This window comes from Teichococcus wenyumeiae, from assembly GCF_003696345.1.
GTDB lineage: Bacteria > Pseudomonadota > Alphaproteobacteria > Acetobacterales > Acetobacteraceae > Pseudoroseomonas > Pseudoroseomonas wenyumeiae.
The window spans coordinates 81,029-107,344 of sequence record NZ_RFLX01000013.1 but is presented as its reverse complement, the minus strand read 5'-3'; the positions used below and the strand labels follow the sequence as shown (position 1 = coordinate 107,344).

The window sequence follows — 26,316 nt, the reverse complement described above, 5'->3', positions numbered from 1 at the left end:
TGACGAGTACGTACTAGTTAGTTCATGAATTTGGCAAGCCAGAAAATCCGGACCACGATCGTGCCAGACAGCAGCCCGCAGCCCGCCTCCATCACGGCCCGCGTCAGTCGCCCGCAACTGCTGCTGGGGCTGATCGGCGCCGGCATCCAGCTCTCCCGCACCCCCGCGATGCATGAGGCGGAAGGCGCCGCCCAGGGCTTCAACACGCTCTACCGGCTGATCGACCTCGACCAGTTGCGGCTGGGGCCGGATGCGCTGCCGGAACTGCTGACCGCCGCCGAGCGGATGGGCTTCAGCGGCCTCAACATCACCTATCCCTGCAAGCAGGAGGTGATCCCGCATCTGCACGAACTCTCCGACGAAGCGCGGGAACTGGGCGCGGTGAATACCGTGGTGCTGCGGGAAGGCCGGCGGATCGGCCACAACACCGATGCCTCTGGCTTCGCCGAAAGCTTCCGGCGGCAACTGCCGGGGGTGCCGCTGGGCCGCGCGGTGCAGCTTGGCGCCGGCGGCGCGGGCGCGGCCGTGGCGCATGCGGCGCTGCGGCTGGGTGCCGGGCAATTGCATCTCTTCGACCAGGACCCCGCGCGGGCGGAGGCCCTGGCGGCCAGCCTGGTCGCGCGTTTCGGCCCCGGCCGTGCCCAGGCGGGCGGCGAGCTGAAGGCCGCACTCGCGGCGGCCGACGGGCTGATCCATGCCACCCCCACCGGCACCGCCGAGCATCCCGGCCTGCCGTTGCCGGCCGAATGGCTGCACCCGGCTCTCTGGGTGGCCGAGATCGTCTATTTCCCGCTGGAAACGGCGCTGCTGCGCGCCGCCCGCGCCCTGGGCTGCCGCACCGCGCATGGCGGCGGCATGGCGGTCTTCCAGGCCGCCGATGCCTTCCGCCACTTCACCAGGCGTGAGCCGGACGCGGCGCGCATGACCGAAACCTTTCTTTCCTTCGACCGATAGGCGGAACCGTCCCGATGCCGAATGCCGCGCGCCGCTTCCCCCGCTCCATCGCCACGGTCTGCCTCAGCGGCACATTGCTGGACAAGCTGGAAGCCGCCGCGGCGGCCGGATTCGACGGGGTCGAGATCTTCGAGAACGACCTGCTGACCTTCGACGGCTCCCCCGCCGATGTGCGCCGCGTGGCGGAAGGGCTCGGCCTCGCCATCACCCTCTTCCAGCCCTTCCGCGATTTTGAGGCCATGCCGGAGCCGCAGCGCGCCCGCAACATGGACCGTGCCGAGCGCAAGTTCGACGTGATGCAGGCGCTGGGCACCGACCTCGTGCTGGTCTGCAGCAATGTGCAGGAAGCCGCTATCGACGATGACGCCCGCGCCGCCGCCGACCTGGAGGAAATGGCCGAGCGCGCCGCCCGCCGGGGCCTGCGCGTCGGCTACGAGGCCCTGGCCTGGGGCCGGCATGTGCGCCGCTGGGGCCATGCCTGGAAGATCGTGCGGGAAGCGGGGCATGATTCCCTGGGCCTGATCGTGGACAGCTTCCACACGCTCTCCATCGGCGACGATCCCGCCGGCATCGCCGATGTTCCGGCGGAGAAGCTGTTCTTCGTGCAACTGGCCGATGCGCCGCGCCTGAGCATGGATGTGCTCTCCTGGAGCCGGCACTTCCGGAATTTCCCTGGCCAGGGCGAGCTGGATGTGGGCGGCTTCCTCGGCGCGGTGGTGCGCTCCGGCTATCGCGGCCCCATTTCGCTGGAAGTCTTCAACGACGAGTTCCGCTCGGCGCCGGCGCGGTTGAACGCGCGTGACGGGCTGCGGTCGCTGGTCTTGGCGGAGGCGCAGGCCGGGGTGCTGGAGCTGCCGGCGCCGCCGCGCAGCAGCGGCTTCGCCTTTCTGGAATTCGCCGTGGACCCGGCGGCGCGCGCCAAGCTGGCGACCTTCCTGGAAACCCTGGGCTTCCGCCTGGAAGGGCAGCACCGCAGCAAGGATGTGCTGCTCTACCGCCAGGGCGATGTCAGCCTGGTGCTGAACAGTGAGCAGGACAGCGCCGCCGCCGAGCATTTCCAGCTGCACGGCCCTTCCGTCTGCGCCATGGCGGTGCGGGTGGACGATGCCGCCCGCGCGCTGGAACGCGCCCGCGCGCTCTTCTGTTCCGAATGGCAGGAACGGCGGCGGCCGGATGAATGGCCCCTGGCCGGCATCCGCGCCTCCGACGGAACGCTGGTGCTGCTGATCGACGAGGCCGAGGCCGCCACCTCTTGGGAAGACGATTTCCTGCCGCTGCCGCACGGTGCCGAAGGGCCGCTGGCCCGGGTGGACCATGTCGCCCATGCCCTGCCCACCGGCAGCATGGACAGCTTCGTGCTGTTCTGGCGCGCCGTCTTCGGGCTGGAGCCGCAGCCGATCCTGGAGATCGCCGACCCGCAGGGGCTGATCCGCAGCCGCGCCATGGTCAGCGCCGATGGCGCGCTGCGGCTGCCGCTGAACATCTCGGAAAGCCGCAACACCACCACCGGCCGCTTCCTCACCGCCTTCGCCGGCGCGGGCGTGCACCACATCGCCTTCGAGACCACGGATCTCTTCGAGGCGGTGCGGCGGCTGCGGGACGGCGGCTTCGCCACCCTGCCGATCCCGCCCAACTACTATGACGACCTCGCCGCCCGGTGGGGGCTGGAGGAGCCGCTGCTGGAAGAGCTGCGCCGGCACGACGTGCTTTATGACCGCGATGCCGGCGGCGAACTCTTCCACGTTTACTCAAGGGCTTTCGAAAGCCGCTTCTTCTTCGAGATCATCGAGCGGCGCGGCGCCACCGGCTTCGGCGCCGCCAATGCCGCGGTGCGGATGGCGGCGCAGGCGCGCTGAGCGCCGCCGTCACAACAACTGGTCGAGGCTCACCGGGAAGCGCCGCACCCGCCTGCCGGTGGCATGCCAGACGGCATTGGCGATGGCCCCGGCGGAGCCGGTGATGCCGATCTCCCCCACGCCCTTGATGCCGAGCGCATTGACATGCGGGTCGCGCTCCTCGACCAGGATGGCCTCCACCGAGGGCACGTCGGCATTCACCGGCACGTGGTATTCGGCGAGGTCGCCATTCATGACGCGGCCGCTGCGGTGGTCCATGGCCGCCCCCTCCAGCAGGGCAAAGGACAGCCCCCAGATCATCCCGCCGTAGTACTGGCTCTGCACCATGCGCGGATTGATGATGGTCCCGGCGGCGAAGGCGCCCACCATCCGTGTCACCCGCACCTGCCCGAGTTCCGGGTCCACCTTCACCTCGGCGAAGACGGCGCCATGCGCATGCATGGCATAGGCCGCCTGCGCCGCGGGGTCGGAGGCGCTGCTGCCGCGCCCTTCGATCTCGGCCAGGCCGGCGCGCTGCAGGATGTCCTCGTAGCTGTCGCTGCGGCTTTCATCGTCCCGCCGGTGCAGCCGCCCGCCGCGCGCCACCACCCCGGCGTTATGGGCGCCGAAAAGCGGCGAGCGCTCGTCATCCATCGCCAGCGCCGCCAGCTTCGCGACAACATCCGCGCCGGCGCCATGGATGGCCATGCCGGCCGTGGCGGTATGGCCGGAGCCACCCGCGATGCCGGCATCCGGCAGGCGGGAATCGCCGGCATGGAATTCCACCCGCTCCAGCGGCAGGGCGAGCCCATCGGCGGCAATCTGCGCCAGGGCCGTCCAGGCGCCCTGGCCCATGTCATGCGCGCCGGTTTCCACCACGCCGCTGCCATCCTGCCGCAGCACGGCGCGCGCCTGCGCCTGGAACATCAGGGCCGGGAAGGTGGCGGTGCCGACACCCCAGCCGACCAGGAAGCCAGCCTCGTCCCGCATCTGCCGAGGCGCCAGCGGGCGGGTGGCCCAGCCGAAGCGCTCCGCCCCCTGCGCGTAGCAGTCCCGCAGCGCCTTGGAGGAGAAGGGCTTGCCGGAGATCGGCTCCACCTCGGCGTAGTTCTTCAGCCGGAAGGCCAGCGGGTCCATGCCGCAGGCCCAGGCCATCTCGTCGATCGCGCTTTCCAGCGCGATGCTGCCGCTGGCCTCGCCGGGCGCGCGCATGAACATCGGCGTGCCGACATCCAGCCGCACCGCCTCGTGCCGCGTGCGGATGGCCGGGCTCGCATAGAGCGTGTGCGACACGCCGGCAGCGGGTTCGAAGAAATCGTCGAAGCGGCTGGAATGGGTCAGCACATGATGGTCGATCGCCTGCAGGGCGCCGTTCTCATCCACGCCCAGTCGCAGTGTCTGCCGCGTCGCGGCGCGATGGCCGACCGGGCCGTACATCTGCGGCCGCTGCAGCACCAGCTTCACCGGCCGCCCCACCAGCCGCGCCGCCAGGATGCCCAGCATCTGCGGCCCCGCCAGCAGGCCCTTGGAACCGAAGCCGCCGCCCAGGAAGGGGCTGCGGATATGGATATGCTCGGCCGGAATGCCGAGCAGTTCGGCGGCGCGCATCTGTGCTATCGCCAGACCTTGCGTCGGCGTATCCAGCGTCAGCCGGTCACCATCCCAGCTGGCGACGATGCCATGCGGCTCCATGGCGTTGTGGTACTGGGACGGTGTTTCGTAGCGGGCCTCGACATGCCGGGCGGCAGCGGCCAGCGCCGCCTCGGCATCGCCCTTCTGCTCCTCCGCCGGGTAGCCAGGGCCGACCACCGGGGGGGTGAAGGGCTCCCCATCTTCCAGCGAAACCTGCGGTGCCTCGGTCTCATAGCGCGGCGCGAGCAGGCGGGTGCCGTCCGTCGCGGCTTCCAGCGTCTCGGCGATCACCACCGCGATGGGCTGGCCGGCATAGCGGATGCGGTCGTTCTGCAGCACATCCAGCTTGAAGGCGAAGGGGCTGGTCCGTTCATCCGGGTCGATGGCCAACGGCGGGCGGTTGGCGGGTGTCATCACCTCCACCACGCCGGGATGCGCCAGGGCGGCCGCGACATCCAGCGCCGCCACGCGGCCGCGCGCGACGCGGCTGGTGGCCAGCACGGCATGCAGCAGGCCGGGCGGGTTGTTGTCGGCGGCGTAGCGCGCCGTGCCGGTGACCTTCAGGAAACCGTCCTGTCGCGTCAGCGGCTGGCCGATGCTGGAGCCGTGCCGGCGTTGCATGGGCGCCATATTGGCTGAATCAGGCATGGAGCGGCACTCCGACCGGATGGGAGAAGGGGGAGGCGGGCAGTGCCGGCACACGCTCCGGCGTGCCGGCCGCTGCCAGCAGCAGCGCGCGTGTGGCGATGCGCCGGGCCAGCTCGATCTTGAAGCCGTTGTCGCCGGAGGGGGTGGCGCCCTCCAGCGCCAGTTCAGCGGCTTGGCGGAAGGCTTCCGGGCCCGGCGTCCGGCCCACCAGCAGCCGCTCCGCACCATGCGCCCGCCAGGGCTTCAGCGCCACGGCGCCCAGCGCCAGCCGTGCCTCTGCGATCACGCCGCCTTCCAGGCGCAGCGCGGCGGCGGCGGAGACCACGGCAAAGGCATAGGAGGTCCTTTCCCGCAGCTTGATGTAGCGGGCATGGGCGGCGAAGCCCGCCGCATCCGGCGGCAGCCGCAGCGCGGTAACCAGCTCGCCGGGCTCCAGCACCGTCTCGCGCTCGGGCGCATCGCCGGGCAGGCGGTGGAAATCCTCCAGCAACACCTCACGCGGGCCGGCCGGGCCGGCGATCTCGACCACCGCGCCCAGCGCCGCCAGGGCGACGCAGAAATCGGAGGGATGGGTGGCGATGCAATGCTCGCTCCAGCCCAGCACGGCATGCAGGCGGTTCTCGCCCCCCCGGGCATCGCAGCCGCTGCCGGGCCGGCGTTTGTTGCAGGCGCTGGTGGGGTCGTAGAAATAGGCGCAGCGCGTGCGTTGCACCAGGTTGCCGCCCACCGTGGCCGCATTGCGCAACTGCGCCGAGGCACCGGAGAGCAGGGCCTCCGCCACGGCGGGATAGGCGCGGGCGAAGCCGGGGTCATGCGCCAGGGTGGCGTTGCGGACCAGGGCGCCGATGCGCAGCCCGCCATCGGCGGCGGGTTCCACTCGGTCCAGGCCGGGCAGGCGGGTGATGTCCACCAGCCGGTCCGGCAGGCTGGCGCCGCCCTTCATCAGGTCCAGCAGATTGGTGCCGCCGGCGAGATAGGCGGCCCCCGGCGCGGCGCCAGCGGCCAGGGCCTCGGCGATGCTGCCGGGGCGCAGATATTCAAAGGGCTTCATGCGGCTTCTTCCCGCTGCGCGTTTTCCAGCCGGGCCTGGGCTTCCAGCACGGCGGCGGTGATGCCGGCATAGGCGCCGCAGCGGCAGATATTGCCGCTCATCGCCTCCCGCACCCGCTCAGGGTCGTCGCCGGCCTGGGCTTCCTGGATCAGGCCGATGGCGCTCATGATCTGCCCCGGCGTGCAGTAGCCGCACTGGAAGGCGTCATGGGCGATGAAGGCGGCCTGCACCGGGTGCAGCGCCGGGCCATCGGCCAGGCTCTCGATGGTCTGCACGGCGGCGCCGTCGCAGCTGGCCGCCAGGGCCAGGCAGGCATTGATGCGCCGCCCGTCCAGCAGCACGGTGCAGGCGCCGCACTGGCCACGGTCGCAGCCTTTCTTGGTTCCGGTCAGGTGCAGGCGCTCCCGCAACAGGTCGAGCAGGGTGACGCGGGGGTCATCCAGTTCGACTTGCCGGGGCACGCCGTTCACGTTCAAGGCGATGGACAGACTCATGCGGCGCTCCTGATGAGGGCGGTGGCAGGGCAGGTCTGAAAGCGGATCTGGTGTGGTGCGAACTTGCTGGCCCCTTCAGTGCGGACCAGATAAGGCAGGCCAGGCCGGGCTCTCGCGAGGAACCCAGCGGCATGTGAGAGTTTATACGGAGGGTCCCTCCGCTTATCAAGCGGCAAAGGGCGGTCGGAGGGATATGGCGGATCAACTGGTGAGGAGCGGCCGCAAGCCGCGGGCCGATGCGCAGCGGAACCGCGAGCGCCTGCTGGAAGCCGCGACCCAGGTGTTCAACCAGGGCGAGGCGGAAGCCAGCCTGGAAGCGGTGGCCCGGCAGGCCGAGGTCGGCATCGGCACCCTCTACCGGCATTTCCCGACACGGGAGGCCCTGTTCGAGGCGATCTACCGCCGTGAGGTGCAGCAGCTGGTGGCACTGGCAGAGCAGCTGGACAACGAGGCACCGGTGGAGGCGGTGCGCCGCTGGGTGCATGCGATGATCGGCTTCGTCGCAGTGAAGAAGGGCATGTCGGCCGCCCTGGCCGTCGTGGCGCAGAGTTCCTCGCAACTGGCGGTCTGCATGCTGGAGCAGATGGTGGGCGCGCTGGACCGCCTGCTGCGGCGCGCCGTCTCGGCCGGGGAGATGCGCGGCGACATCAGCGCCGAGGAGATCCTGCGGGCCCTGGTGGGCATGTGCTACATGCACGACACGCCGGACTGGCGGCGGAACGTGCTGCGGACGGCTGATGTCCTCATCGACGGGCTGCGCTACGCGGCACGGGGGCCTCAGCCGGCGGGACGCTGAAGTCGCCGTGCCACGGGCGCAGGACAGCCGCCACGACACCCTGCCGGCATCTGGTTTCGCGCCTTCAGGCGCCGCTGGCCCTCCGCCTTTTCCATTTCTCCGGCCATCATGGAGCGCAAGGCCGCTTGGCGATGGCGCGCGCCTTCCATCCTTCACGGGCCATAACGGCACCAAATCATTCCAAAGGCCAAGCTCAAGGCCTCTAGGCTGAGATGGAATTTATCCCGTAAGAAACCACCGAGCTCACCAATCGAGCCGATGTCCAGAAATGCAGGAGAAGTTGCTTCATGACGCCGAGACCGCCGCTCCGGATCGCCCTGACGGGCGACAGCATTCTCATGCGGCGCCTCGGCTCGCTGACGGATGCGCAGGTCCGCCCGCTCTTCGACATCGTGCGTGACGCCGATGTGGCCTTCACCAATCTGGAATGCCTGCCCAATGGCTATCGCGGCGACCCGGCGCTGGAGAGCGGCGGCTCGCATTTCGCCGCGCCGCCCTGGGTGATCGACGAACTGGTCGACGCGGGCTTCGATCTCTTCGCCGCCGCCACCAACCATTGCCTGGACTACAGCATCTCCGGCCTGCTGGCGGCCAAAGAGGAACTGGACCGGCGCGGCGTCCTTTATGCCGGCATTGGCCAGCATCTGGGCGAGGCGCGGATGCCGGCCTATCGCGAACATCCGCATGGCACCGTCGCGATGCTCTCCTGCGCCTCCACCTTCGCCAAGGGCCAGGAAGCGGCGCTGCAGAGCGCGGAGATGCAGGGCCGCCCCGGCCTCAACCCGCTCCGCTTCGACACCGTGCACCAGGTGACGCCCGCGCAGCTTGGCGCCTTGCGGGAAGTCGCGGAGCAGCTCGGCCTGGAGAAGCAGCGGCAGAGCAAGATCCAGCTCGGCTTCGGCTTCCCGCTCGAGAACCCCGAGGCCGTGGCGCTGGGCGACCTCGTCTTCAGCGCCGCCGATGAGGTGGCGCTGCGGACCAAGGCCAAGGCGAAGGACCTCGATGCCATCGCCCGCTGGGTGCGCGAGGCGCGCCTCGTCTCCGATGTGGTGATGGTCAGCGTGCATGCGCATGAGCAGGGCGCCAGCAAGGAGGACCCGGCGGAATTCCTGGTCGCCTTCGCGCGGCAGATGATCGACGAGGGCGCCGACATGGTGGTGGGCCACGGCCCGCACCTGCTGCGCGGCATGGAGATCTACCGCGGCAAGCCGATCTTCTACAGCCTCGGCAATTTCATCGGGCAGAACGAGCTGGTGGCCCGGCTGCCGATGGATTCCTTCGAGCGCTTCCGCGCCGACCCCGCGCTGACGCCCGCCGCCGTCTACCGCCAGCGCACCGACGACGACCGCAAGGGCTTCCCCTCCGACCGCCGCTTCTGGGAAACGGTGATGCCGGTCTGCACCTATGCGGAAGGGCGGTTGAGCGGCATCGAGATCCATCCCGTCACGCTGGGCCTGGGCGAGGCGCGGCACCTGCGGGGCCGCCCCCGCCTGGCGGAAGGCGAGGAAGCCCAGAGCATCCTGCGCCGTTTCGCCGCGCTCTCCGCGCCCTTCGGAGTCACCATGGAGATCGCCGAGGGCAAGGCCCGCGTCGCCCTCGCCTGAGACGCCAGCGGGCCTCGGCCCCAAAGACATTCCATAGGGAGAGAATCATGATCCGCATCGCAAGGCCGCTCGCAGCGGCCGCGGCCGTCGCGCTGGCGCTCACAGCCGGGCCGGTGGCCGCGCAGAAGCTGACCCTGGGCACCAAGCTTCAGCTCACCACCCTGGACCCGCATTTCTTCAACGGCTTCCCGACCGCTTCCGCCCATGCGCAGATCTGGGACGGCCTGACCCAGATCAACGAGCGCCTGGAACTGGAGCCGGCGCTGGCGGAATCCTGGAGCCTGATCGACAACCACACCTGGGAGTTCAAGCTGCGCCGCGACGTGCGCTTCCATGACGGCACGCCCTTCACGGCGGATGACGTGGTCGCCACCCTCGCCCGCGTGCCGAATGTGCCGAACAGTCCGGCGCTCTTCACCTCCTTCATCCGCTCGGTGAAGGAAGTGGTGAAGGTCGATGACCACACCGTCCGCGTCATCACCAGCGCCCCGGCGCCGGTGCAGCCCTTCGACCTCGCGCGGATCTTCATCATCCCGGCGCGGGACGCCGGGGCCTCCACCATGGATTTCAATGCCGGGCGGGTGAACGGCACCGGCCCCTACCGCTTCCTGCGCTGGGAGAACGGCATCTCCATGACCGTCTCCCGCAACGACGCCTCCTGGCAGGGCCGCGAGCCCTGGGAGCAGGTGGAGCTGCGCACCATCGCGAGCGACGCTTCCCGCGTCGCGGGGCTGCTGGCAGGCGAGCTGGACGGAATCGACCTGGTCCCCACCGCGGACAAGAAGCGCGTCTCCTCCGACAGCCGCTTCCGCTCCGTCAGCGGCACCGCCGGCGTCGTGCAGTACATCGCCCTGGACGCGGCGCGCGAGCAGAGCCCCTTCGTGAGCGCGGCGCCCGGCCAGCCGGCCCTGCGCGGCAATCCGCTGATGGACAAGCGTGTCCGCCGCGCCCTTTCCCTGTCGATCAACCGCGAGGCGCTGACGGAGCGGCTGATGGAAGGCTCCGCCACCCCCGCCAGCCAGTTCCTGCCCAGCGAGTTCGAGGGCACCAGCCCCAACCTGCGGCCCGATGCCTTCGACCCCGACCGCGCCAAGGCCCTGCTGCGCGAGGCCGGCTATCCGAACGGCTTCCGCCTGACCCTGCATTCCACCAACGACCGCTACCCCAAGGACGGCCAGATCGCCCAGGCCATCGGGCAGATGTGGACCCGTGCCGGGCTGAACGTGACGGTGGAGGGCGTTCCGGGCCAGGTTTTCTTCGCGGCGGCGACGCGGCAGGAATACAGCGCCTTCTCCGCCCAGTATGGCGTCAATCAGGCCAGCGACGGGCTGCGGGCGGTGATCCACACCAATGACGCCCAGGCCGGCCTGGGCGCGGCGAACCGCACCCGCTTCAGCAATGCGCGGGTGGATGCGCTGGTGACGGCGGCCCTGACCGAGATGGATGCCGAAAAGCGCCGCCAGGCGGAGCACCAGGCCATCGAGGCCGCGATGGAGGAGCAGGCCATCATCCCGCTCTTCCACCCGACCTGGGACTTCGCGGTGCGGCAGGGCCTGAACGTCGTCTCGCGCCCGGAGCGGCGCTTCAACGCCCTGATGGTGCGCCCGGCCCAGTAAGGCCGGAGGGCGGGGCCCGCCCGGTGGCGGGCCCCGCCGTCAGCCCACCCCGCGCCGCTGGCTGCGCAGGCGCTGGGCATAGACATTGATCACCAGCGCCATCAGCAGCACCAGACCGCGGATCAAGATTTTTAAGAAGCTGTCCATGCGGATATGGTCCAGCCCGTTGTTCAGCACGCCCAGCACCAGCACGCCGACAATGGTGTTGCCGATGCCACCCTGGCCGCCGAAGAGGCTGGTGCCGCCCACCACCACGGCCGAGATGGCATCCAGCAGGTAGTTGTCGAACTGGTTCTGCTGCGCACTGCCGAAATAGGCCACGCCCAGCATGCCGGCGATGCCGGAGCAGAGCGCGGAGATCATCATCACCGCCGCCACCACGGCCTTCACGGCCACGCCGGAATGCTCCGCCGCCTCGCGGTTGCCGCCCACCATGTAGACGTAGCGGCCGAAGCGCGTATAGGTCAGCACCAGGTGGCCCACCAGCAGCACCAGCGCCGCCACCAGCACGATCCAGGGCACCGGCCCGATGGAGCCGCTGCCCAGCACCACGATCAACTCCGGCACGTTGTAGGCGATCTGCCCGCGTATCAGCAGCGCGCCGATGCCATTGCCGATCTGCAGCATGGCCAGCGTCATGATGAAGGAGGGGATGCCGATCCAGGTGACGCCAAAGGCGGTGACGGCGCCCAGCGCCAGCGCGCCGGCCAGCGCCAGCAGCATGGCCAGCGGTCCCGGCAGCGGGATATTGGCGATATTTACGCTGGCATCCTGCAGGGTGAAGAAGGCCAGCAGGATGCCGGTGGCATTGGCGACGCTGGCAACGCTGAGGTCGATCTCGGCGCAAAGGATCACATAGGTCAGCCCCACCGCGATGATGGCGGTGATCGAGACCTGCTGCAGGATGTTGCTGAGATTGCTCAGGGTCGCGAAGGAAGGGCTGAGCAGGCTGAAGAGCAGGATCAGCGCGATCAGCGTGACAAAGGGCGCCAGGTTGCGAAGCTGCCCGCCGAGGCGAAGCCAGAGCGGGTGGCGCAGCGTGGCGGGATCGGTCAGCGGTGCGGACATCAGGCTTCCTCTTGGGATTCTGGCCTCAGGCAGCTTCCAGCAGGCGGTCCTTGCCCACGGCCTCTCCGGCGAATTCCTGCGCCAGATGGCCGCGCCGCATGACCAGGATGCGGTCGGCCAGCGCCAGCACCGTCTCGGGTTCGGAGGAGACGACGACGATGCCGATCCCCTGCTCCCGCAGCGCGCGCACGATGCGCACCACGTCGTCCTTGGCGCCGACATCCATGCCCCGCGTCGGCTCGCTCAGCAGCAGCACGCGGGGCAGGTGGGTCAGCCAGCGCGCCAGGGCGACCTTCTGCTGGTTGCCGCCCGAAAGCTGGCCCACCGGCAGGTCCACCCGCGCCGGCCGCACGCCCAGGCGGCGCACATGCCCCTCGGCGATCTCACGCTCCCGGCGCGGGTGCAGCAGCAGGCGGCTGATGCGCTCCAGGATGGAGATGCTGATGTTGCGATAGACCGGCTCCGGCGCGAAGAGCATGGCGCGTCGGCTTTCCGGCACGAAGGCGATGCCGGCGCGCTTGGCCGCCGGGGTGCCGCCGCGGAGCCGCGCCGGGCGGCCATCCACCCGCACCGTGCCATGGTCCAGCGGCAGCTTGCCGGACAGCGCCCGCGCCAGCTCCAGCTGCCCCGAGCCCATGAAGCCATAGATGCCGACCACCTCGCCGGCATGGACGCGCAGCGAGGCCCCTTCGAACAGCCCGGCGACGCCCAGGCCCTCGGCCTCCAGCACGGCGGGGGTGGAGGGGCGGGGGGGCAGCATGCGGGCGTCGGTATAGCTTTCCTCCAGCCGCTCATGCCCGCCGCCGATCATGCGCTCGATCAGCCAGCCCTTGCCGACCTCGCGCGCCGGGGCGGTGCCGACGCGGCGGCCGTTGCGGAAGACCGTGACATTGTCGGAAATCCGCAGCACGTCATCGAGGAAATGCGAGATGAAGATCACGCTGCGCCCCGACTGGCGCAGCCGCTCCAGCAACGTGAAGAGCCGCTCCACCTCCGGCGGTGAAAGAGCGGAGGTGGGCTCGTCCAGGATCACGATGCGGGCGCCGGAAAGCAGCACCCGCGCCAGTTCGATCATCTGCTGCAGGCCGATCGGCAGCGAGCCAGCCGGCACCGTCGGGTCGAGATCGATGCCAAGCTCCCGCAACTGCGCCCGCGCCTGCTCCCGCATCCGGCGCCAGGAGACCATGCCGAGGCGGTTCAGCGGCTGCCGGCCCAGCAGCACGTTCTCCGCCACCGAGAGCGCCGGCACGATGGAGAGTTCCTGATGCACCATGCCGATGCCGGCATCGCGCGCCTCGCGCGGCGAGCGCAGCCGGACGGGGCGGCCGTCCAGCCGCATCTCGCCCTCGTAGTCGGCGTAGACGCCGGCGATGATCTTCATCAGCGTGCTCTTGCCGGCGCCATTCTCGCCGACCAGGCCATGGATCTCGCCCCGGCCGAGGGTGAAATCCACGCCATCCAGCGCGGTGACGCCGGCGAAGCGCTTGGAAACGCCGCGCAGCTCCAGCAGCGGCGGCGGATCGGCGGACATGCGGTGCGCCCCGCTAGATCAGGTAGTGCTTCTGCATCCAGGCCATGCCGCCGGCATTGTCCTTGGTGACCACCGGGCCATCGGTGATGACGTGCTTCGGGATGCCTTCGGGCCCGGTCTTCTCCCCCGCCACCACGGCGGCGACACCGGCCATGATGGCGCCGCCATGGATGCGGCAGGAGGGGTTGCGCACCGTGGCATGCATGCGCCCGTCCGCCACGGCGGCGAGGGCCGGCGGCATGGCGTCGCAGCCGCCGATCTTGATGTCGGTGCGGCCCTTGGCGCGCATCACGTTATAGGCGGCCAGCGCCATGTCGTCGTTGTGGAAATAGGCCGCGCTGATCTTGGGATACTTGGTCAGGTGCGTGTCCCAGATGCGGGCCACCTTGGTCACGTCCCAGTCGCCCGGCGTGGTGTCCAGCACCTCCACCTTGGGGTAGCGCTTCATCACGGAATCGAAGCCCCGAGCGCGGCCTTGCGCCCCCGTATGGCCCAGCGCGCCCTGGGTCATGATGATGGTGCCCTCGCCGCCGATGGCCTGCATCAGCGCCTCGGTCACGGAGGCGCCCATGAACTCGTTGTCAGGGGCCAGGAAGCTGTGGACATTGACCTGGTCCAGCGGCGCGATCAGCGTGTCCATGTCGATCACCGGGATGCCGGAATCGATCATCCGCCGCACCGGCGCCGTCAGCGTGCCGATGCCGAAGGCCTGGATGGCCACGAAGTCCCAGCGCTGCGAGGCCATGTTGTCGATGGCGCCGCGCTGCCGCGTAGCGTTCAGCTCGCCGTCGAACCAGGTGACATCGACATTGAACAGCTTGCCCCAGTATTCGGCCGCCGCCTTGCCCTGGGCACACCATGTCGCCTGCAGCCCGGCATTGGAGAAGGCGGCACGCAGCGGCTTTTCGGAGCGGCCCATCTCGGCGGCGAGTGCGCCGGCGCTGAGGCCACCGAGCAACGGCGCGGCGGCGGCGGCAGTCAAGAGGGCACGACGGCCACCGCGCGGTGGGTCTTGCTGATCCATGACGTCTCTCCCCTGCCCGGGGCGATCATGGGCGCCGCCGCTTCGGGCGGGTCCAGCTTGCACCAGCCCGCCCGGCGATTGCAATCATTGCCGTTGTGGAAGAAGCCTGCGGCGGCGGCGCATCATGCTTCCTCAGCCCTGGCAGGTACCCGTAATCCAGGCCTTCCGCGCCAGCGCGGTTTGCAGTGACCGGACCACGCTGGCCCAATCGCCCGGCGCGGGCTGGCGGAACTGGCGTAGGCTGGGATACCAGGGGCTGTCGTCGCGGCCTTCCTGCCAGCGCCAGCAGGAGTCGTAGCGGTTCAGCAGCCAGACCGGCCGGCCCGACCCGCCTGCGAGATGCAGCACGGCGGTATCGACGCTGATCACCAGATCCAGTGCCATGACCAGCGCGGCGGTATCCTCGAAGTCATCGCCATCCATGGCGGGCCGCTCCAGCGGCAGGCGGGAGGTCGCATCGGCGGCTGGGCCGCGCTGCAACGAAACGAAGCTGAGGCCGCTGAGCTCCGCCAAGGGTTCCAGAAGGTGCAGCGGCAGCGAGCGGCGCGCATCCGCCGCCATGCCGGGGCTGCCGGCCCAGGCCAGCCCGATCCTGACCCCCGGAAGATGCGCCAGCCGCTGCCGCCACGCCGCGACGCGGGAGGGCTCGGCCGCCAGATAAGGCACCGCCGGTGCCGCCGCGCCGAAGCGGTGCGGCAGGCTGAGCAGGGAAGCATGCCAGTCCAGGGCCGGCGGCGGCTCGTCCAAGGACTGAACACCGGCAATGCCGGGCAGCCTTTGCAGCAACCGCACCAAGGAGCGCTGCACCCGCAGCACCACGCGGGTTTCCGGCGGAAAGAGCTGCGCGTAGCGGACGAATTGCAGCGTGTCGCCCAGCCCCTGCTCCGCCTGCAACAGGATGCTCTGGCCGGTCAGGTCCTCGCCCTGCCAGAGGCGGCCCGGCAGGTGCTGCGGCCTGTGCGCCCAGGGCGCCGCTTGCCAGCGATGCTCATAGGCTGCCCATCCTTCCTCGTCGCGCCCGGTCTGCAGCAGGGTGAAAGCCAGGTTCACCTGCGCCTCCGCCAGGTCCGGCGCCAGTTGCAGTGCCCGGCGGAGGCTGGCCTCGGCCTCACGGAAGGCCTTCTGGTTGCGCAGCGTATCGCCTAACGAGTTATGCGCCGCCGCCAGATCCGGGTTCAGCGCCAGCGCGGCCCTGAAATGCTTCTCGGCCGCCGCGTAGTCCCCCTGAGCCGCCGCAGCGATGCCGAGGCCAAGATGCGCCTCCGGCTGGCGCGGGTCGCGCTCCAGCGCCGCATGGAAGCAGAGGGCCGCCTCAACGGGGCGGGCGGCGGCGAGCAGGATATTTCCCAGCTCCACCCAGGCGGCACCGGACTCCGGCCGCAGCCGCAGGGCCTCCCGCAGATGGGCCTCCGCTTCCGCGTGGCGGCCCTGCCGCCGCAGGCTCTCGCCCAGCCCGGCCAGGATCGCGGCATCCTGTGGGGTGGCGCGCAGCAGCAGGCGGTATTGTGCTTCCGCTGCCGCGGCCTGGCCTTGTTGCAGCAGCAGTTGCGCAAGATTGGCGCGCGCCAGATGAAAACCAGGCCTTTGCTCCAGCGCGGCGCGGAAGGCATTCCCGGCCCCCGCCTGGTCGCCCTGGTCCCGCCGCACGGCGCCCAGGTTGTTGAGGGCTTCCGGGTATCGGGGCCGCAGGCGCAGGGCCTCGCGCAGGCAGGCCTCCGCCTCCGCCAGGCGCCCCAGGTCGCGCAGCAGGTTGCCCAGGTTGCCATGCGCATCTGCCGAATCAGGCCGGGCGCGGAGGGCGCGGCGCAGATAGGGCTCGGCTTCCTGCGGACGGCCCAGGGCGCCCAGGAGCGCCCCCAGGGTGGCATTGGCCTCCGGCAGATCGGGATAGCGTGCGATGACCGCCCGGAACAGCGGCTCAGCCTCCTTCAGCCGGCCCTGCCGCAGCAGGTCGGCTCCATCATGGAAATGGCGCAAGGCCTCATTGGAAAGGGGCTGCACAGCGCGCTTCGGCTCCTGGCTGACAAGGTCAGGGTAGCCCAGGCCGGGCATTCCGGGGATGGACGAGGCGAATTTTACGGTGTGGTAAAATTTTCGTGAAAAATCTTTAGCGGAACAAAAATCTCCCTCCGGTGGCTGGACCGAATGAAATTTTTTTAGTCAGAATGTAATCCAAGACAGGTTCTCAACTTGTCGTCGGATTTGGCCTGCCCCCACTACAATCCCCGGAGGAAACATGGCGCTCACAACAATTAAACCCGAAAGCGGCAATCAATTTGTCGATGCGTTCATCAATAACGGTCGGCATTATGTCAATCCAAACGGGGCGGAGCCAACCATGGACGCCCCGTTTGTTATTAATTATTACTTCGACAAACTGCCTGGAAACATCAACCCGACGACCGGCGCCGGCACAGCTTACGACTGGCGGCCCTTCGAGATGCAGGCCTGGGAAAAGGCTGTGCAGGGCTGGGCCCATGTGGCCAATGTAACCTTCAACCGCGTCTACACGGCCGAGGAAGCGCTGTTCCGCGAGCGCCTGCAGGACCAGGTCACGGCCGGCGGCACCGTCTCCGCCTCCCACAGCCTGCCCAGCGCCAATCCCAACGCGCAGTCCATGGGCACCTATAACTTCGAGGCCGTGAACGTGCGGCAGTGGACCCCGGACCAGCTGGAGCCGGGCGGCAACTTCTACCGCACCATGATCCACGAGGTCGGGCACGGCCTTGGCCTGAAGCACCCGCATGACGGCGGCAGCGGCGAATACGCGGGCAACTACTTCCCCGGCATCGATTCCACCATGACCTCGGCGGAGCGGCAGCGCAGCCTGGGCGTGCTGGAGCTGAACCACATGTTCGGCTCGGTCATGTCCTATATCCATGGCTACGAGTTCGACGACCAGGGCCATGTGCAGCTGGTGCCGACGCGCCAGCGCCCGGTGGCGGATGACTTCTTCCTCGACCATGGCTTCGCCGCCGCGCCGATGGCCTATGATATCGCCGCCATCCAGTATCTCTATGGCGCGAACATGAACTACCGGACGGAGAACAACGTCTACATTCTCCCCGATTCGAACGACCCGCGCCCCTTCGTGCGCGGCGAGCCGAACGAGGCGGGCGTGCCGGAATCGATCATCTACCAGCCCGACACGGCCTATTGGGAATCCATCTGGGACGCCGGCGGCGTCGACGAGATCCGCTATGACGTGATGGACGCCGACGGCAATGCCGTCGCCGGCAAGCGCAACGTCATCATCGACCTCACCCCCGCCACGCTCGACATGAGCGAGACGGGCTATGGCGTGCTGAGCTACGCGGCCTTCGTCGGCGGCGGCTATACCATCGCCAATGGCGTGGTGATCGAGAATGCCACCGGCGGCGACGGCAACGACACGCTGAAGGGCAACTTCGCCAACAACGTCATCCTCGGCCGCGGCGGCGACGACACGATCACGGCGACCGGCGGCCTGGATACCGTTGATGGCGGCGCGGGCTTCGACAGGCTGATCTTCTCCGGCATGGGCCGCGGCGACGTGACGGTCTCGCTGGGTCTCGCCGAAGGCCGTTCCAGCATCGGCTGGAGTGCTGCGGACGTGACCACCTTCACCAGCATCGAGCGTGCCGAGATGGTGGATGCGCGCGTCGAATACACCGCTGCCAGCGATGCCGCGCTGGTGGACCGCCTCTACAACGCGCTGCTGGGCCGCGAGGGTGACGGCCTTGGCGCTGCCCGCTGGACCGCGATGGTGGAGCAGGGGATGTCCAAGGTCGCGCTGGCTGATGCCTTCCTGAATTCGGCGGAAGGCTCATCGGCGCTGGGCGCCCTCGACGATGCCGGTTTCGTGCGCAAGATCTATTCCTCGGTTCTGGGCCGTGAGGCTGGCGAGGAGGAAGTCTCCGCCCGCGTGCAGTCGCTCGCCGCCGGCGCCACGCGCGGTGAACTGGTGGCCGATGTGGCGACCGCGGCCGAGGCGCTGAGCGCCGACACCGGTGGCGCCTCGAGCGGTGTGCTGGTCGCCAACTACAATGTGCTGCTGGCCGCCCGCGCCTATGAGGCGGCCTTGGGCCGCTCCGGCGAGGTCTCCGGGCTGCAGTTCCACGCCCAGAACATCGCCAGCGGTGCCTTCAACGAGAAGTCCTATGCGGATGCCTTCGTGAATTCCGATGAGTTCACGCAGCTCTATGGCAGCCAGAGCAACAGCGACTTCATCGCGAGCCTCTACAGCAATGCCCTCGGCCGCGAAGCCGATGCCGATGGGGCGGCCTTCTGGAACAGCTTCCTGGAAGGCGGCGGCAGCCGTGGCCAGGCGGTGCAGGGCTTCCTGGATGCGCAGGAATCGCAGCTGATCCTCGCCGACCTCGCCGACAACGGCCTCTCGTTCCGTCAGGACCTCGTTCTGGGCTGAACAACGGCGGCCCGGCGCATGGTTGCGCCGGGCCTGCCGGGGCTCCGCGCCCCTTTGCCGGCCCACCTCCGCCGGCCGCTTCCATCTCATAGCAACCGAGCACTTCATCCCTCCTGCCCGCCTGATAAAGGCGTTGACAGGGCACGTCAGTTAGGCACCCTTGTAAACTGCTTTACTAAAGCGATTCACAAGGAATGTTGCGGAAGCCCCATCATCGCCCGGCGCGGGTCAAGGATGTCGCCGCCCTGGCCGAGGTTTCGGTCACGACGGTCTCGCGCTACCTGAATGCCGGCCTCACGCTGCCGCCTGCCACGGCGGCGCGCGTCGATGCCGCTGTGCGCGAACTGAACTACCAGCCGAACCGGCTGGCCCGCAGCCTCAGCCTCGGCCGTTCCAACACCATCGGCCTCGTGGTGCCGGAGATCGCCAATCCCTTCTTCGCGCATCTGGCCGCCGCGGTGGAAAGCGCCGCCGAGGCCGAGGGCATGGGCATGTTGCTCTGCGCCACGCTCAACCGCCTGGACCGCGAACTGGATTATCTGGAGCGGCTGCGCAGCCACCAGGTCGATGGCCTGATCTTCCTCACCAACCATGGCGACGACGGCACCCTGGCGCAGCGCATCGCGGCGCTGGAATCCATCGTGCTGCTGGATGAGGATGTGGAAGGCACAGGCGTCCCGAAACTCTTCTGCGACAACATCCAGGGCGGCCAGCTGGCTGGAGCGCACCTGCTGGCTGCGGGGCACCGCCGGCTCGGCTTCATTGGTGGCCCGCAGGGGCTGATGAGCAGCGCGGAGCGCCTGGAAGGGCTGCGCGAGGCCGTGACCAGCCAGCCCGGCGCCAGTGTCGCCTGGACCAGCAACGGGCCGCATACGCCGGAGCAGGGCCGTGCCGCCGCGGCGGAATGGCTGGCTCTGCCGGACCGGCCGACCGCGCTGTTTCTCGGCAGCGGCGCCTTGCTGCAAGGACTTCTCGAAGCGGTGCAGGAGGCGGGGCTTTCCGTGCCCGCCGATGTGTCGCTGGTAGCCTTCGACGATGTCGGGCCGCTGCATCTCTTCAACCCGCCCATCACCGCCATCCGCCAACCGGTGGCCGAATTCGGCCACCGCAGTGTCGCCCTGCTTTGCGCACGGCTGCGCGGAGAACCGTCAGGGGCGCCGGTCCGCCTGCCTGTGGAACTGGTGGAGCGGCAATCCGTCGCGCCACCGGCCAGCCACCGCAGGCGCCCGGCCCCCGGCCCAACACAGAAAGCCAATCACGCATGATCAAGACGAAGGTGCTGCTCGTCGGCGAAAGCTGGGCGACCTCCGCCACCCACTACAAGGGCTTCGACCAGTTCGGCAGCGTCACCTTCCACCTGGGCGCCGAGCCCCTGGTGGCGGCGCTGCGCGACAGCCCCTTCGAGCTGACCTACATGACGGCGCATGAGACGGCGGAGGGCTTCCCCTTCACCCTGGAGGGGCTGGCGCAATACGATGTCATCCTGCTCTCCGACATCGGCGCCAATACGCTGCTGCTGCCGCCCTCCGTCTGGCTGCATGGCCGCCCGGTGCCCAACCGCCTGAAGCTGATCCGCGACTGGACGGCCAATGGCGGCGGCCTGGCGATGATCGGCGGCTATTTCAGCTTCCAGGGCATCGACGGCCGCGCCCGCTGGCGCCGCACGCCGGTAGAGGAAGTGCTGCCGGTGGAATGCCTGCCCTACGACGACCGCATCGAGGTGCCGGAAGGCTTCGTGGCCGAGCTGGCCCCGGGTGCCGAGGCGCATCCGATCTTCAAGGGCCTGGAGCTGCCGCTGCCGCTGCTGCTCGGCGCCAATGAGGTGGTGGCCAAGCCGGGCGCCGAGGTGCTGGCCAGCCTGCCGGCCAGCGAGGGCGGCCACCCGCTGCTGGTCACCGGCGCGCATGGCAAGGGCCGCACCCTGGCCTGGACTTCCGATGTCGGCCCGCACTGGCTGCCGCAGCCCTTCGTGGACTGGGCCGGCTATGCGCCGCTCTGGCGCAACATGCTGGGCTGGCTGGCGGGGCGCGAGGCCTGATGCCCGCCAAGCCCGTCTTTCGTCCCCGCCCCAATGCCATCGAGGCGCTGTTCGGCCGCCGCAAGGCGGTGATCGGCGTCATCCATTCGCTGCCCCTGCCGGGCTCCCCCGGCTATGAGGGGCAGCCGATGACGGAGATCGTCGATTTCGCCGTGGCCGAGGCCGAGCGCTACCGCGCCGGCGGCGTCGATGGCCTGATCGTCGAGAACCATGGCGACATCCCCTTCAGCAAGCCCGAGCACCTGGGCCCCGAAACCGCCGCCGGCATGGCGGTGATGACGGATGCCGTGCGCCGCGCCAGCGGGCTGACGGTGGGCGTCAATGTGCTCGCCAATGGCGCCATCCAGGCGCTAGCGGTCGCGAAGGCCGCAGGCGCCGCATTTATCCGCGTCAATCAATGGGCCAATGCCTATGTGGCCAACGAGGGCTTCGTGGAAGGCCCCGCCGCCGCCGCCACGCGCTACCGCGCCTGGCTGCAGGCGCGTGAGGTGAAGATCTTCGCCGATGTCCATGTGAAGCACGGCGCCCATGCCATCACCGCCGACCGCTCGATCCCGGAACTGGCGCGCGATGTCGAGTTCTTCGACGCCGATGTCGCCATCGCCACCGGCCAGCGCACCGGCGATTCCGCGACCATGGAGGAACTCTCCACCATCGCCGGCGGCACGGCGCTGCCGGTGGCCGTGGGCTCCGGCGTCACGCCGGAGAATGTGGGCGACATCCTGACGGTGGCCGATGCCGTGATCGTCGCCAGCTACCTGAAGCGCGATGGCGTCTGGTGGAACCCGGTGGACCCCGAGCGGCTGCGGACCTTCATGGCGGCGGTGGAGCGCGCCCGCGCATGAGCCGCCTCCTCGTCCTCGGCAATGCCGGCATCGACCTCCTCTGTCCGGTGCCTCACTTGCCGCGGGCGGGGGAAACGCTGGTGGCCGATGGCCAGGCGCGCGCGCCCGGCGGCAAGGGGCTGAACCAGGCGGTGGTGGCCGCCCGGGCCGGCGCCGCCGTGCAGTTCACTGCCCCCGTAGGGCGGGACGGGGCGGCGGAGGAGCTGCGCGCCATCCTGGGTGCCGAACCCTTCGCCGGCCTTTCCCTGTTGCCGCAGGATGCGCCCACCGACCTCTCGCTGCTGATGGTGGCGCGCGATGCCGAGAATTGCATCCTTACCCTCGGCGCCGCCGCGGATGCACTCTCCGTGCAAGAGGCCGAGGCGGCGGCCGCGGGGCTCGGCCCCGAGGACATGCTGCTGCTGCAAGGCAATCTCTCCTTCACCGCCACCGAGGCCGCCATGCGGGCGGCGCTGGCGCGGGGCGCGCGGGTGATGCTGAACACCGCGCCGCTGCGCTGGGACATGGCGCCGCTGCTGCCGCTCTGCGCCCTGGTGGTCGCCAATGCCGGAGAGGCCGAATCCCTGACCGGCCGCCGCGCCGCCGCCGCCGCCGAGGCGCTGCACCGTGCCGGCGCCGCCTGCGCGGTGGTGACGCTGGGCGCCGATGGCTGCGTTTCCGCCGGGGCCGCAGGCCATCACCACCACCCGGCGCAGCCTGTGGCGGCGGTGGATACCACCGGCGCCGGCGATACCTTCTGCGGCGTGCTGGCTGCCCTGCTGCTGGCCGGGCACACGCTGCCGGCGGCGGCGAAGCGGGCGCAGCGGGCTGCGGCGCTCACCGTCTCCCGCCCCGGCGCCTTCGCCGCCCTGCCTTCCGCCGCCGAGCTGCGCGCGCTCTTCGCAGGCGTCGCCGCATGAGCGCGCCCGTGCTGGAGATGGCCGGCTTCAACGTCGATCTCGGCCCACAGGGGCGCCGGGTGCGGGTGGTGGACAACCTGTCCCTGACGCTGCATCCCGGCCGCATCACCTGCCTCGTCGGCGAAAGCGGCTCGGGCAAGAGCGTCACGGCCATGGCGCTGATGCGCCTGCTGACGCCAGGGCAATACGAGATCGGCGCCACCCGCCTGCGCTTTGAGGGCGAGGATGTCGCCGGGCTGGATGAGCGCGGCATGACGCGGCTGCGCGGCAACCGCATGGCCATGATCTTCCAGGAACCCATGACCTCGCTGAACCCGGTCTTCACCATCGGGGACCAGGTAGGGGAGGCGCTGCGGGTGCATCGCGGCCTCTCCGCCGCCGAGGCACGCGGCCGCGCCCTGGCCGCGCTGCGGCAGGTGCAGATCCCGGCGCCCGAGCGGCGGCTGGATGCCTATCCGCATGAACTCTCCGGCGGCATGCGCCAGCGCGTGATGATCGCCATGGCCCTGGCCTGCGAACCCGCCCTGTTGATCGCGGATGAGCCGACCACGGCCCTGGACGTGACCATCCAGGCACAGATCCTGGCGCTGCTGGCGGCGCTGCGGGAACAGCATGGCACCGGCATCCTCTTCATCACCCACAACCTGGGCGTGGTGGCCGAGATCGCGGACGAGGTGGCGGTGATGTATGCCGGCCGTATCATCGAGCGCGCGCCGGCCGCCGCCCTCTTCGCCGGGGCGCAGCACCCCTATACCCTGGCGCTGCTGGCGGCCATGCCCGCGCTCACCGGCACCTCGGCGCGGCTGGAGCCCATCCCCGGCCGCATGCCGGCGCCGGGCGAGATGCCGGAAGGCTGCCGCTTCGCGCCGCGCTGCCCCTTCGCCGCCGCCGAATGTGCCGCCACCCCGCCGCTGCGCGAACTGGCGCCGGGGCATGACGTCGCCTGCTGGCGCGCCCCCGTGGAGGCCCTGGCATGAATGCCCCGCTGTTGCAGGCCGAGGCGCTGCGCCGGACCTACCCGCTGCCCGGCGGCCGCCTGCTGCGCGCCGTGGATGGCATCGACCTGACCCTGGCGCGGGGCGAGACCCTGGCCATCGTCGGCGAAAGCGGCTGCGGCAAGAGCACCCTGGGCCGCCTGCTGCTGCGGCTGGAGGAAGCCGATGGCGGCCGCATCCTGCTGGATGGCACCGACATGCGCGAGCTGCACGGCGATGCGCTGCGCGCCATGCGGCGCCGCGTGCAGGTGGTCTTCCAGGACCCCTATGGCTCGCTGAACCCGCGCGAGCGCATCCGCGACGCGCTGGTGCGGCCGATGCTGCTGCACCGCCTTTGCGACCGGGCCGAGGCGCATCGCCGCGCCGCCGCGCTGATGGAGCGCGTGGGGCTTTCCGCCGCGCAGCTCGACCGCCTGCCGCATCAGTTCAGCGGCGGACAGCGGCAGCGCATCGCCATTGCCCGCGCGCTGTCGGTGGGGCCGGAGCTGATCATCTGCGACGAGCCGGTCTCGGCCCTCGATGTCTCGGTGCAGGCGCAGGTGGTGAACCTGTTGCAGGATCTGCAACGGGAGACCGGCGTGGCGCTGGTCTTCATCTCGCATGACCTCGCGGTGGTGCGGCACCTCGCCCACCATGTGGCGGTGATGTATGCCGGGCGCGTGGTGGAGGCCGGCCCCTCGCGCACCGTCTTCGCCGACCCGCGCCACCCCTACACCCGCGCCCTGCTGGAAGCGGCGCCGCGCACCGATACCGGCCCGCGCGCCCCCGCCCCCCTGGCCGGGGAACCGCCCAACCCCGCCGCGCCGCCCCCTGGCTGCCGCTTCGCCGCCCGCTGCCCGGAAGCGCGCGACACCTGCCGGCGGGAGCCGCAGCCGGCGCTGCGGACCATTGTCGCCCCTCACCAGGCCGCCTGCCACTTCGCCGAGGCCCTGCCGCCCTTCACCGCCCTGGCGGCGGCGGGCCTGCCGGCGCCGGCCCTGGCGGCACGGATCGCCGCCTATCGCCGCGCCCGGGACCAGGACCGCGGCGCCGCTTCCGAAAGGCCGACCCCATGCGCCTGATCACCGGGCGGCTGCTCGCCCTGCTGCCCGTGCTCTTCGGGCTTTGCGTGCTCTCCTTTGCGCTGCTGGCCAGCGTGCCAGGCGACCCCGTGACCGCCATGCTGGGCCTGGAGGCCGACCCCGCCGCCGTGGCCGCGCTGCGCGCCAAGTATGCGCTGGACGACCCCTTGCCGCTGCGCTTCCTGGCCTGGTTCTGGCAGGTGCTGCAGGGCGACCTCGGCCGCTCCATCCAGACCGGGCGGCCAGTGCTGGGCATGATCGGCGCCGCCCTGCTGCCGACGCTGCAACTGGCGCTGGCAGCGCTGGTCGTCTCGCTGCTGATCGCCATCCCCGCCGGCGTGGTGGCGGCGACGCGGCGCAACGGCCCGGCCGATTTCGCGGCCACCCTGGTGGCGCTCTGCGGCCTCTCGCTGCCCTCCTTCTGGCTCGGCATCCTGCTGATCATGGGCTTTTCCATCGCCATTCCGGTGCTGCCTTCCTCCGGCCACGTGCCCTTCCTGCAGGACCCGCTGGAGGCGCTGCGGCACCTGGCGCTGCCGGCGCTGACGCTGGGCGCCGCGCTCGCCGCCGCCACCATGCGCATGACCCGCGCGGCGATGATCGAGATCCTCTCCGCCGACTATGTCCGCACCGCCCGCGCCAAGGGCCTGCCGGCCCGCCGCGTGGTCTGGCGCCACGCGCTGCGCAATGCGCTGATGCCGGTGGTGACGCTGGTGGGGCTGCAATTCGGCCAGTTGATGGGCGGCGTGGTGGTGACGGAAAGCGTGTTTTCCTGGCCCGGCATCGGCAAGCTGACGGTGGATGCCATCTTCGCCCGCGACTTCCCGGTGGTGCAGGGCGCCATCCTGGTCACCGCCACGCTCTTCGTGCTGATCAACCTGCTGACCGACCTGCTCTACACCGTGCTTGACCCCCGCCTGCGGAGCCGCGCATGAGCGCCGCCGTCATGACCCGCGCGCCGCTCTGGCGCCGGTTGCTGCGCGACCCCCGCGCCGCCATCGGCCTCGGCCTCGTGCTGCTCGCCGTGCTGGGGGCGGTGTTGGCGCCGCTGCTGCCGCTGCCCGGGCCGGAGACGCCGGACTTCCTGGCAACCCTGGCCCCCCCCGGCGCCGGCCATCCGCTGGGCACCGACGACCTGGGGCGGGACACGCTCTCCCGCATCCTGGCCGGCGCCCGCGTTTCGCTGCTGGTGGGCATTGCCAGTGTCGGCGCGGCGCTGCTGCTGGGCGGCACCATCGGGCTGCTGGCCGGCTTCCTGGGCGGCTGGGTGGATACCGTGCTGATGCGGCTGATGGATGTGCTGCTGGCCTTCCCCGGCATCCTGCTCGCGCTCGGCATCACCGCCGCGCTGGGGGCATCCCTCGGCAACACGGTCATCGCCATCGCGGCGGTGAACCTGCCGGTGCTGGCGCGCGTGGCGCGCGGGCAGGCGCTAGCGCTGCGGGGGCTGGATTACGTGCGGGCGCAGCAGGCGCTGGGCTTCGGCGCCATGACCATCCTCTGGCGCACCGTGCTGCCCAACGCGCTCTCGCCCATCCTGGTGCAGGCCTCGGTGCTGCTGGCCTCCTCCATCATTACGGAATCCTACCTGTCCTTCCTCGGCCTCGGCGTGCAGCCGCCGACCCCGAGCTGGGGCAACATGCTGCGCGACGCCATCGGCTTCCTGGATCAGGCCCCCTGGCTCGCCTGGTTTCCCGGCCTCGCCATTTTCCTGACCGTGCTGGGTTTCAACCTGCTCGGCGACGGCCTGCGCGACCGGCTGGACCCGCGTGACTGATGCTTGCCTTCCACCGCAACACACCGCCCGTCGGAGCCTCCGC

The 26,316-nt window shown here is 70.2% G+C and carries 21 protein-coding genes; 14 read left to right on the top strand and 7 right to left on the bottom strand.

What is annotated here, in order from left to right; all coding sequences use genetic code 11:
- The first annotated feature begins 60 nt into the window (after positions 1-60).
- Positions 61-954, top strand: a complete 894-nt coding sequence (locus EBE87_RS17135) for a shikimate dehydrogenase (RefSeq protein ID WP_233560124.1) — start codon at positions 61-63, stop codon at positions 952-954.
- A gap of 14 nt (positions 955-968) precedes the next feature.
- Positions 969-2,810, top strand: a complete 1,842-nt coding sequence (locus EBE87_RS17130) for a bifunctional sugar phosphate isomerase/epimerase/4-hydroxyphenylpyruvate dioxygenase family protein (protein ID WP_120638800.1) — start codon at positions 969-971, stop codon at positions 2,808-2,810.
- A gap of 9 nt (positions 2,811-2,819) precedes the next feature.
- Here EBE87_RS17130 and EBE87_RS17125 read toward each other — a convergent pair whose 3' ends face one another.
- Genes EBE87_RS17125 through EBE87_RS17115 form a run of 3 tightly spaced genes read right to left on the bottom strand, consistent with a single transcriptional unit; the run spans position 2,820 to position 6,614 of the window.
- Positions 2,820-5,069 (bottom strand): xanthine dehydrogenase family protein molybdopterin-binding subunit, encoded by a 2,250-nt coding sequence (locus EBE87_RS17125; protein WP_120638801.1) that lies wholly within the window; start codon positions 5,067-5,069, stop codon positions 2,820-2,822.
- Entirely contained in the window at positions 5,062-6,120 is a 1,059-nt protein-coding gene (locus tag EBE87_RS17120) for an FAD binding domain-containing protein (protein WP_120638802.1), read from the bottom strand. Before EBE87_RS17120 ends, EBE87_RS17125 begins: the two co-directional genes overlap by 8 nt.
- Complete coding sequence (locus EBE87_RS17115; protein ID WP_120638803.1) at positions 6,117-6,614, bottom strand: (2Fe-2S)-binding protein; 498 nt, start codon at positions 6,612-6,614, stop codon at positions 6,117-6,119. The genes EBE87_RS17120 and EBE87_RS17115 overlap by 4 nt, the downstream gene beginning before the upstream one ends.
- A 193-nt stretch (positions 6,615-6,807) precedes the next feature.
- On the opposite strand from EBE87_RS17115, the gene EBE87_RS17110 reads away from it, so the two are divergent.
- The 3 genes from EBE87_RS17110 to EBE87_RS17100 all read left to right on the top strand — a co-directional run bounded on the left by EBE87_RS17110 (position 6,808) and on the right by EBE87_RS17100 (position 10,630).
- The gene (locus EBE87_RS17110) at positions 6,808-7,410 is read left to right on the top strand and encodes a TetR/AcrR family transcriptional regulator (protein ID WP_120638804.1); all 603 of its coding nucleotides are present in this window, start codon (positions 6,808-6,810) and stop codon (positions 7,408-7,410) included.
- A 287-nt stretch (positions 7,411-7,697) separates the two neighbouring features.
- Positions 7,698-9,014 carry a CapA family protein gene (locus tag EBE87_RS17105; protein ID WP_120638805.1) on the top strand — a complete coding sequence of 439 codons (1,317 nt, stop codon included), beginning with the start codon at positions 7,698-7,700 and terminating at the stop codon, positions 9,012-9,014.
- A 47-nt stretch (positions 9,015-9,061) separates the two neighbouring features.
- Complete coding sequence (locus EBE87_RS17100; RefSeq protein WP_120638806.1) at positions 9,062-10,630, top strand: ABC transporter substrate-binding protein; 1,569 nt, start codon at positions 9,062-9,064, stop codon at positions 10,628-10,630.
- 39 nt (positions 10,631-10,669) lie between these two features.
- On the opposite strand, the gene EBE87_RS17095 is transcribed toward EBE87_RS17100, so the two are convergent.
- The 4 genes from EBE87_RS17095 to EBE87_RS17080 form a co-directional block, all read right to left on the bottom strand.
- Complete coding sequence (locus EBE87_RS17095; protein ID WP_120638807.1) at positions 10,670-11,698, bottom strand: ABC transporter permease; 1,029 nt, start codon at positions 11,696-11,698, stop codon at positions 10,670-10,672.
- Between the two features lie 25 nt (positions 11,699-11,723).
- Positions 11,724-13,229, bottom strand: coding sequence for a sugar ABC transporter ATP-binding protein (locus EBE87_RS17090; RefSeq protein WP_120638808.1), 1,506 nt, complete (start codon positions 13,227-13,229; stop codon positions 11,724-11,726).
- 13 nt (positions 13,230-13,242) lie between these two features.
- Positions 13,243-14,253, bottom strand: coding sequence for a sugar ABC transporter substrate-binding protein (locus tag EBE87_RS17085; RefSeq protein ID WP_120638809.1), 1,011 nt, complete (start codon positions 14,251-14,253; stop codon positions 13,243-13,245).
- Positions 14,254-14,385: 132 nt separating this feature from the next.
- The gene (locus EBE87_RS17080; protein ID WP_158600903.1) at positions 14,386-16,254 is read right to left on the bottom strand and encodes a tetratricopeptide repeat protein; all 1,869 of its coding nucleotides are present in this window, start codon (positions 16,252-16,254) and stop codon (positions 14,386-14,388) included.
- A 337-nt stretch (positions 16,255-16,591) separates the two neighbouring features.
- On the opposite strand from EBE87_RS17080, the gene EBE87_RS17075 reads away from it, so the two are divergent.
- The 9 genes from EBE87_RS17075 to EBE87_RS17035 all read left to right on the top strand — a co-directional run bounded on the left by EBE87_RS17075 (position 16,592) and on the right by EBE87_RS17035 (position 26,273).
- On the top strand, positions 16,592-18,658 hold the full coding sequence (locus EBE87_RS17075) for a DUF4214 domain-containing protein (protein ID WP_158600904.1): 2,067 nt from the start codon (positions 16,592-16,594) through the stop codon (positions 18,656-18,658).
- Between the two features lie 194 nt (positions 18,659-18,852).
- Positions 18,853-19,923: a LacI family DNA-binding transcriptional regulator gene (locus EBE87_RS17070; protein WP_120638812.1), complete on the top strand. Its 1,071-nt coding sequence runs from the start codon at positions 18,853-18,855 to the stop codon at positions 19,921-19,923.
- Positions 19,920-20,696, top strand: coding sequence for a glutamine amidotransferase (locus EBE87_RS17065; protein WP_120638813.1), 777 nt, complete (start codon positions 19,920-19,922; stop codon positions 20,694-20,696). The genes EBE87_RS17070 and EBE87_RS17065 overlap by 4 nt, the downstream gene beginning before the upstream one ends.
- Positions 20,696-21,541: a BtpA/SgcQ family protein gene (locus tag EBE87_RS17060; protein WP_120638814.1), complete on the top strand. Its 846-nt coding sequence runs from the start codon at positions 20,696-20,698 to the stop codon at positions 21,539-21,541. The genes EBE87_RS17065 and EBE87_RS17060 overlap by 1 nt, the downstream gene beginning before the upstream one ends.
- Positions 21,538-22,440 (top strand): PfkB family carbohydrate kinase, encoded by a 903-nt coding sequence (locus EBE87_RS17055; protein WP_122140086.1) that lies wholly within the window; start codon positions 21,538-21,540, stop codon positions 22,438-22,440. Before EBE87_RS17060 ends, EBE87_RS17055 begins: the two co-directional genes overlap by 4 nt.
- A complete protein-coding gene (locus tag EBE87_RS17050) occupies positions 22,437-23,417 on the top strand; it encodes an ABC transporter ATP-binding protein (RefSeq protein WP_120641210.1) in 981 nt (326 codons plus the stop codon). Before EBE87_RS17055 ends, EBE87_RS17050 begins: the two co-directional genes overlap by 4 nt.
- Complete coding sequence (locus EBE87_RS17045; RefSeq protein ID WP_122140085.1) at positions 23,414-24,496, top strand: ABC transporter ATP-binding protein; 1,083 nt, start codon at positions 23,414-23,416, stop codon at positions 24,494-24,496. The genes EBE87_RS17050 and EBE87_RS17045 overlap by 4 nt, the downstream gene beginning before the upstream one ends.
- Positions 24,487-25,431 (top strand): ABC transporter permease, encoded by a 945-nt coding sequence (locus EBE87_RS17040; RefSeq protein ID WP_120640127.1) that lies wholly within the window; start codon positions 24,487-24,489, stop codon positions 25,429-25,431. The genes EBE87_RS17045 and EBE87_RS17040 overlap by 10 nt, the downstream gene beginning before the upstream one ends.
- A complete protein-coding gene (locus tag EBE87_RS17035; protein ID WP_120640128.1) occupies positions 25,428-26,273 on the top strand; it encodes an ABC transporter permease in 846 nt (281 codons plus the stop codon). Before EBE87_RS17040 ends, EBE87_RS17035 begins: the two co-directional genes overlap by 4 nt.
- Positions 26,274-26,316 lie beyond the last annotated feature (43 nt).

What these genes read in the sequence shown, in the direction of transcription:
- EBE87_RS17085 (WP_120638809.1), bottom strand. Translation starts at nt 14,253, where the DNA reads ATGGATCAGCAAGACCCACCGCGCGGTGGCCGTCGTGCCCTCTTGACT.
- EBE87_RS17125 (WP_120638801.1), bottom strand. Translation starts at nt 5,069, where the DNA reads ATGCCTGATTCAGCCAATATGGCGCCCATGCAACGCCGGCACGGCTCC.
- EBE87_RS17045 (WP_122140085.1), top strand. Translation starts at nt 23,414, where the DNA reads ATGAATGCCCCGCTGTTGCAGGCCGAGGCGCTGCGCCGGACCTACCCG.
- EBE87_RS17120 (WP_120638802.1), bottom strand. Translation starts at nt 6,120, where the DNA reads ATGAAGCCCTTTGAATATCTGCGCCCCGGCAGCATCGCCGAGGCCCTG.
- EBE87_RS17115 (WP_120638803.1), bottom strand. Translation starts at nt 6,614, where the DNA reads ATGAGTCTGTCCATCGCCTTGAACGTGAACGGCGTGCCCCGGCAAGTC.
- EBE87_RS17035 (WP_120640128.1), top strand. Translation starts at nt 25,428, where the DNA reads ATGAGCGCCGCCGTCATGACCCGCGCGCCGCTCTGGCGCCGGTTGCTG.
- EBE87_RS17090 (WP_120638808.1), bottom strand. Translation starts at nt 13,229, where the DNA reads ATGTCCGCCGATCCGCCGCCGCTGCTGGAGCTGCGCGGCGTTTCCAAG.
- EBE87_RS17055 (WP_122140086.1), top strand. Translation starts at nt 21,538, where the DNA reads ATGAGCCGCCTCCTCGTCCTCGGCAATGCCGGCATCGACCTCCTCTGT.
- EBE87_RS17040 (WP_120640127.1), top strand. Translation starts at nt 24,487, where the DNA reads ATGCGCCTGATCACCGGGCGGCTGCTCGCCCTGCTGCCCGTGCTCTTC.
- EBE87_RS17075 (WP_158600904.1), top strand. Translation starts at nt 16,592, where the DNA reads ATGGACGCCCCGTTTGTTATTAATTATTACTTCGACAAACTGCCTGGA.
- EBE87_RS17050 (WP_120641210.1), top strand. Translation starts at nt 22,437, where the DNA reads ATGAGCGCGCCCGTGCTGGAGATGGCCGGCTTCAACGTCGATCTCGGC.
- EBE87_RS17105 (WP_120638805.1), top strand. Translation starts at nt 7,698, where the DNA reads ATGACGCCGAGACCGCCGCTCCGGATCGCCCTGACGGGCGACAGCATT.
- EBE87_RS17130 (WP_120638800.1), top strand. Translation starts at nt 969, where the DNA reads ATGCCGAATGCCGCGCGCCGCTTCCCCCGCTCCATCGCCACGGTCTGC.
- EBE87_RS17095 (WP_120638807.1), bottom strand. Translation starts at nt 11,698, where the DNA reads ATGTCCGCACCGCTGACCGATCCCGCCACGCTGCGCCACCCGCTCTGG.
- EBE87_RS17110 (WP_120638804.1), top strand. Translation starts at nt 6,808, where the DNA reads ATGGCGGATCAACTGGTGAGGAGCGGCCGCAAGCCGCGGGCCGATGCG.
- EBE87_RS17100 (WP_120638806.1), top strand. Translation starts at nt 9,062, where the DNA reads ATGATCCGCATCGCAAGGCCGCTCGCAGCGGCCGCGGCCGTCGCGCTG.
- EBE87_RS17060 (WP_120638814.1), top strand. Translation starts at nt 20,696, where the DNA reads ATGCCCGCCAAGCCCGTCTTTCGTCCCCGCCCCAATGCCATCGAGGCG.
- EBE87_RS17070 (WP_120638812.1), top strand. Translation starts at nt 18,853, where the DNA reads ATGTTGCGGAAGCCCCATCATCGCCCGGCGCGGGTCAAGGATGTCGCC.
- EBE87_RS17065 (WP_120638813.1), top strand. Translation starts at nt 19,920, where the DNA reads ATGATCAAGACGAAGGTGCTGCTCGTCGGCGAAAGCTGGGCGACCTCC.